We start from the raw sequence: 5,881 nt of genomic DNA, 5'->3' as shown, positions 1-5,881 counted from the left end.
GTAAACAAGGATTTTTGGTTTTCGCTACTCCTTCCAGACTGATGACGTCAGAATATTCCGGATTCGTTGCAATGATTCCGATTGCTTTGGCCGTATCAATAGGAGAGCCGCCACCGATCGCTACGAGACAATCTGCGTCTGCTTCTTTAACGAAGGCCACACCTTCCTTTACATTATCAATAGTTGGGTTAGGTACAATTCCGTCATAAACAGTGTAGGAGATTTCTGCTTGATCCAATAAATCCGTTACTTTAGTGGCAACCTCAAATTTTATCAAATCTTTATCGGTAATCACGACTACTTTTTTGAAGCCACGAGTCTGGATCTCATTCGGAATCTCAGCGATTGCTCCTTTCCCATGGTATGAGGTTTCATTCAAAATCATTCGGTTTGTCATTTTTCTTATGCTCCTTATATTGAATATTAAAGATTTTGTACATTTTTCATTATTCTTTGAATGTTATTTAAACAGTGGTCCAAAATATCGACAAGCTTCATAATCTGCACTCTCTATATCCTTCGTGCCAAATCCGCTGAATGCATGGGGACGGAAGATGCGCTCCTTTGGTACATTATGCAACGCTACGGGAATGCGCAACATACTTGCCAGCGTGATCAAATCATCTCCTACGTGACCATAAACAGTAGCTCCATGATTTGCCCCCCAATGGTTCATTACTTCATAGACCGATTCAAACCCAGACATTCCTAGATTTGGTGCAAACCATGTTGTTGGCCATGTTTTATCCGTCCGTTCATCAAGAATTTGATGAACTTCTTCTTCAAGTACACAGGTATATCCTTCTGCAATCTGCAAAGTTGGGCCTACGCCATCTACTATATTTAATCGAATCATCGTAACCGGCATTTCTGCGTTGGTTCGGAAATGAGAAGAAAATCCACCACCTCGGAAGTACTCATAATTTGCTCGACACCAATCGGTTGCTTCTAAACAACTCTTAATATCTTCTTCTGTCATATTCCAAAATTCTTTCATGACACCTTTACCGGATTCATCCTTTGCTGCAGCCGTTCCATCCAAAGCAGATGCTCCAGAATTAATCAAATGCAAAATCCCGTTAGCTGCTTTCCCAGTTAATTTCTTCCCTGTGACCCGCTCCACAGATTCTGAACTCCAAAAAGTTCGTACATCAGAAAAAATAGGGGCTTTATTTGTCAATAGTGTGCCAAACAACATGGAAGCGGCATTCAGGGTATCATTTTCAGTTGCAAAGGCAGTTACTGGTCGAGCGCCGTTCCAGTCAAAGGTTGATGCCATAATTGCTTCCGTGAAATCACCATTTGGCAACCAGTCTGTCCATTGGCGCTGTCCTTGAAAACCACCGGCAATGGCATTTCTTCCTCGTGCCTCTTCTTTCCAACCAAGTTCCTTTAATCGTTCGTTTCCAAATAAAATATCCCGAATGATAATTGCTTGTTTCGCAATGAATTCCCAGTCTTGGTCTGCCGGAACAACTTTTGATTTTGTAATGATTTCTGGGAAATCTTTCCCTTCATTGATGTCAATGCCTTCTTTACAATTTTTCTTGATCCAACCTAATGCTTTTAGGTATTCTTCAGGATCGTAGATATTTAAGGTAATGCGACGTAGAATTTCTGTCATATCGACAAATTCAACTGGCATTCCTAGATATTCTGTAAAGAATTTGCTATTGACTTGTGATCCTGCAATTCCCATGCAAGAAGATCCAATATTAACATAGGATTTCCCTTTCATTTGTCCTACAGCAATTGCCCCGCGAGCAAAAGTCAAAATTTTCGTCTGTACATCCAAGGGAATTGAATTGTCATCAAGGTCTTGCACATCGTGTCCATAAATCTTAAAGGCAGGATACCCCTTTTGGGCATAGCCAGCCATGGCTGCAGCAAGATAAACGGCCCCTGGACGTTCTGTTCCGTTAAAGCCCCAGACAGCTTTAATCGTATCATTTTGTAAGTCCATCGTTTCGGTTCCATAACACCAACTTGGAGTCACAGACAAGGTTGCGATAATATTTTCTCTGGAGAATTGATCTGCGACAATCCCCGCATCTCCTCGACCCCCAATGGTTCGTTCGGCGACAATACATTGTACAGCTGTTCCATCAGCATAGCGTAGGGTCGTTTCAATCAATTCCTTCGCAGCGTTTGCCATAGCCATCGTTTTTTCTTCTAATGATTCGCGAACACCGCCTTGACGACCATCAATTGTTGGGCGAATGCCAATTTTTGGATAATTTTTCATGATATCTTTTCTCCTTAAAAATTTTTTATGCGATTCTCTATTGTTTTATTTACTTTCTCGCATCTTTTTCATTTCCTACACAACACCTTTTTTAAGCAAAATATTCGCATAAATTGCTTCTTCACCTGTTGCAACAATTGCGTAAGCTTTTTTCCCACGTTCGTAAAAAGAAGCTCTTTCCATCATTTCAATTGTGTATTTCTGCTTAGTTTTGTCTAAAATTCCTCGATATTCTTCCCAAATAACAGGAACCGTGTTATCGCCCTTGACAACTTCCATCAACGCAACCGAACTTTCTACGTATTGATCCAGTGGCATTAATTCCAAAATACTCTTTAGTAGCTCTGGTACATTCAAGCCATCACACTGGACTAAATTGCGTGCGTTGGATGCTGCAGGATAGTTTCCATCGGCAATAACGATCTCATCTCCATGTCCCATCTCCATCAACACTTTTAAAAGTTGCGGAGAAATATTTTTAGGAATTTTCTTTAACATTGCTAATTTCCTCCCAATTTAATAATTTTTGATACCTTTTAAATTGTCGATCCCAGTCTAGTCTAGATATGCTTGGACTATATTGTTTCACTTTGAAACGATCTTTGACCCATTCTCGAACTTCTTGTAGATTTTTGAAGACATCTTGTGCCAAAAGTTGAACCGAAATGTTTCCTATTGCGGTAGCTTCAACTGGACCAGCACTAACTAAAAGATTTGAGGCATCTGCTACCATTTGACAAAGAATTTGTGCTTGAGAGCCGCCACCGACAATGTTAACTGTGCGAAAATCCTTTCCTACCGCATCACTAATTTCTAAAAAAGTATATTTATATTTCATCGCTAAACTTTCATAGATACACCGGAAGATTTCTCCATCAGAATCAGGAATCGCTTGCTGCGTCTTTCTTGCATACTCTTGGATTCGTTGAATCATGTTCCCAGGTGAAATAAAATCTGGATAATCCGTATCAATAAACGTTTTAAATGGTGATGCTTGATAGGCCAAAGATGTAATCTCGTCGTAGCTATAGTTCCGGCCAATCTGTTCTAAGTTTCTTTTTACTTCCTGGATAATCCACAACCCGGTACAATTTTTCAAAAAACGGGTAGTTCCATTGATTCCGCTTTCATTTGTTAAATTATATTTATACGCTTTTTCATTGATTACCGGTTCAGTCAATTCAGTACCTACCAGCGACCAAGTTCCACAAGAAACAAACAAAAATTCTTGACTACTAGGGACACTCACGACTGCACTTGCAGTGTCATGTTCACAAACATTGTAGACAGCGATTTGGGGAATATCCAAATCCCCCATGGTCAATCCCAAGAAAGTACCTGCTGACGCAAGTGGTGGGAATAATGTATTTTTTAACCCAAAGGCGTCAATAATTTTATAATCCCAATTTTTCATCAACGGATTGACTAATTGCGAAGTAGAAGCGATACTTCTTTCAGCAGCGATTTTTCCTGTCAAAAAATAATTCATCAAATCTGGCATAAACAGCATCGTGTTTGCTTTCTCAAAAGTTTCCGGTTGTTGCAGCTTTGTTGCCAACAATTGAAAAAGTGTATTAATCTCCATTATCTGATTGCCCGTTCGTTGATAAATCGTCTTTAGATCCAGATGTTTCTCTGCATCTTCCAGAATTCCCTTTGTCCGAGCATCTCGGTAATTAACCGGATTTGAAAGCAGCTTGCCCTGCTCATCAAGCAAGCCAAAGTCTACCCCCCAGGTATCAATACCCAAACTGTCCACAGAATAAAGTTTGGTGGCTTTTTTTACTCCCTCAATAATCTGCTGAAAAAGAAAAGCATAATCCCAATACAATGTACCGCCTTTTTCCACAGGATAATTTGAAAAACGATGAATTTCTTCCAACTCGATTTTTCCGTCATCATATTTACCGAGGATTGCCCGTCCTGATGAAGCACCAAAATCAAATGCGAGTACGTTCTTTTTCACTGCTTTATCCTCCTTCTCAATGGTACTTTTTATACCCAGGATGTTTGCCAGTGACACCATAATTTTTTCTCATTTTAAACAGACGTTCCAAATTTTCTCGAGGAATTTCTTTTTCTTCTTTATCACCGATATTTAACAACATGCGAGCATGGAAAGTCGTTTTTGCAACCAGTTCCAATGTTTCCATTCGATAGTACGCGGTAATCAAGTCTGAACCGACTGTCAGTGCGCCATGATTTTCCAACAACAGCACATCATGTTCCGGCAGATACGGTGCGATTGCTTCTGGAACTTCATTTGTTGAAGGTGTGCCAAATGGTGTGATGGGAATTGACCCAATTACGATAGCACTTTCAATTAATGAATAACTGTCTAGCGGAATTTGTGCCAAGGCAAATGCAGTGGCAACCGGTGGATGCGCATGGACAACGGCTTGAACATCGGGACGATCTTTATAAACACGTAAATGCATCTTGATCTCGCTTGATGGACGATAATCACCGTTAACTTCCAAAATTTCTGCCTTTTCATTAATTTTAATCAATTTCTCTGGAGTGATGAAACTTTTACTGATACCCGTTGGTGTGCATAAAAAGGTATGCTCATCTAATTTTACGGAAACATTCCCATCATTAGCCGCTACCCAGCCAAGCTGCCACATTTTATTGCAGACATCACAGATCTGATTTTTAATTTCTTCTTCGTTCACTTTATATTCCTCCAACTTTTTATTTACGAGTTAAATATAAAACGTTTGCATTCTTTTGTGAATAGTTTATTAAAATATTGAACACTTAGCAGAAAAAACATTCTATTTCCTTCAAAATTGTTCAAAATTATTCAAAAAATGGTATACTGATTTATAGAGGTGAATCCATTGGCATCTGAAATTAGAATGAACGATATCATGATACTTTTGAATAAAAAAAAACAGTTAACCAACGACACATTGTGTGAAAAATTACATTGCAGTATTTCAACCTTGAGAAGAGATCTTATGAATTTAGAAAAACGTGGCTTAGTCCATCGGTTTCATGGTGGTGTAATTTTGAATGTGGCCTCAAATAATGAATATGCACATATTTATCGAGAATCTTCCAATATACAAGCCAAACAAAAGATTGCAGCCTTGGCTAAAGATTTTACTGGAACGGGAATGTGCATTTTTCTTGATTCTAGCAGTACGGTCCAACAGATTTGCAAATATTTGAAAGAGTTATCTAACCTTGTCGTCATTACAAATGGTCTAAAAACAGCCATTGAGCTGAGCGAGGGAGGAAACGACACCCTAAAAACATTTATCATCGGTGGAGAAATCAAACCCAACTCAACCGCCGTTATCAGCAGTACTTACGAATCAATTTTTAATTCTTTTCAATTTGATTTAGCAATTTTTTCTTGTCGCGGGATTGATCAGCATGGTGTTTATGAAGCCAGTTTCAGTCAAGCCAAAGTAAAAAAAGAAATGATGGAAAAAGCGAAACAAACCATCTTACTTGTGGATCATTCCAAGTTTGATTCCTCTCATTTCTTTAAGATTGGCGACTTTGAAAACTATAATGCAATCATTACTGATCAAAAACCAGAGAAAGAGTATCTAACTATTTCTGAAGAACATGATGTGGAAATTTTATGGTAAATACATTTTATCCTGAATAATTCATAGCTTT

At 38.8% G+C, this 5,881-nt stretch carries 6 protein-coding genes; 1 reads left to right on the top strand and 5 read right to left on the bottom strand.

The features are described from left to right. From BAU16_RS02245 to BAU16_RS02225, 5 genes are all read right to left on the bottom strand, one after another. On the bottom strand, positions 1-397 hold a 397-nt coding region (locus BAU16_RS02245; RefSeq protein ID WP_161526362.1), incomplete at its 3' end, for an iron-containing alcohol dehydrogenase. Positions 398-460: 63 nt separating this feature from the next. Next, positions 461-2,245, bottom strand: a complete 1,785-nt coding sequence (locus BAU16_RS02240; protein WP_161526361.1) for an L-fucose isomerase — start codon at positions 2,243-2,245, stop codon at positions 461-463. 75 nt (positions 2,246-2,320) lie between these two features. Then, positions 2,321-2,743 (bottom strand): RbsD/FucU family protein, encoded by a 423-nt coding sequence (locus tag BAU16_RS02235; RefSeq protein WP_161526360.1) that lies wholly within the window; start codon positions 2,741-2,743, stop codon positions 2,321-2,323. Beyond that, on the bottom strand, positions 2,724-4,211 hold the full coding sequence (locus BAU16_RS02230) for a rhamnulokinase (RefSeq protein ID WP_161526359.1): 1,488 nt from the start codon (positions 4,209-4,211) through the stop codon (positions 2,724-2,726). Before BAU16_RS02230 ends, BAU16_RS02235 begins: the two co-directional genes overlap by 20 nt. Positions 4,212-4,227: 16 nt before the next feature. Then, positions 4,228-4,920 carry a class II aldolase/adducin family protein gene (locus BAU16_RS02225; RefSeq protein WP_161526358.1) on the bottom strand — a complete coding sequence of 231 codons (693 nt, stop codon included), beginning with the start codon at positions 4,918-4,920 and terminating at the stop codon, positions 4,228-4,230. A 186-nt stretch (positions 4,921-5,106) separates the two neighbouring features. Here BAU16_RS02225 and BAU16_RS02220 point away from each other — a divergent pair, with 186 nt between their 5' ends. Next, positions 5,107-5,850 (top strand): DeoR/GlpR family DNA-binding transcription regulator, encoded by a 744-nt coding sequence (locus tag BAU16_RS02220; RefSeq protein WP_161526363.1) that lies wholly within the window; start codon positions 5,107-5,109, stop codon positions 5,848-5,850. Positions 5,851-5,881 lie beyond the last annotated feature (31 nt).

Source organism: Enterococcus sp. JM9B, assembly GCF_009933265.1.
GTDB classification, from domain to species: domain Bacteria; phylum Bacillota; class Bacilli; order Lactobacillales; family Enterococcaceae; genus Enterococcus_C; species Enterococcus_C songbeiensis.
Note: the sequence above shows the minus strand (reverse complement) of the source record. Positions and strands in the feature narration are given on the sequence as shown.

Coding starts and splice junctions, on each gene's coding strand:
- BAU16_RS02235 (WP_161526360.1), bottom strand. CDS start 2,743: ATGTTAAAGAAAATTCCTAAAAATATTTCTCCGCAACTTTTAAAAGTG.
- BAU16_RS02240 (WP_161526361.1), bottom strand. CDS start 2,245: ATGAAAAATTATCCAAAAATTGGCATTCGCCCAACAATTGATGGTCGT.
- BAU16_RS02220 (WP_161526363.1), top strand. CDS start 5,107: ATGAACGATATCATGATACTTTTGAATAAAAAAAAACAGTTAACCAAC.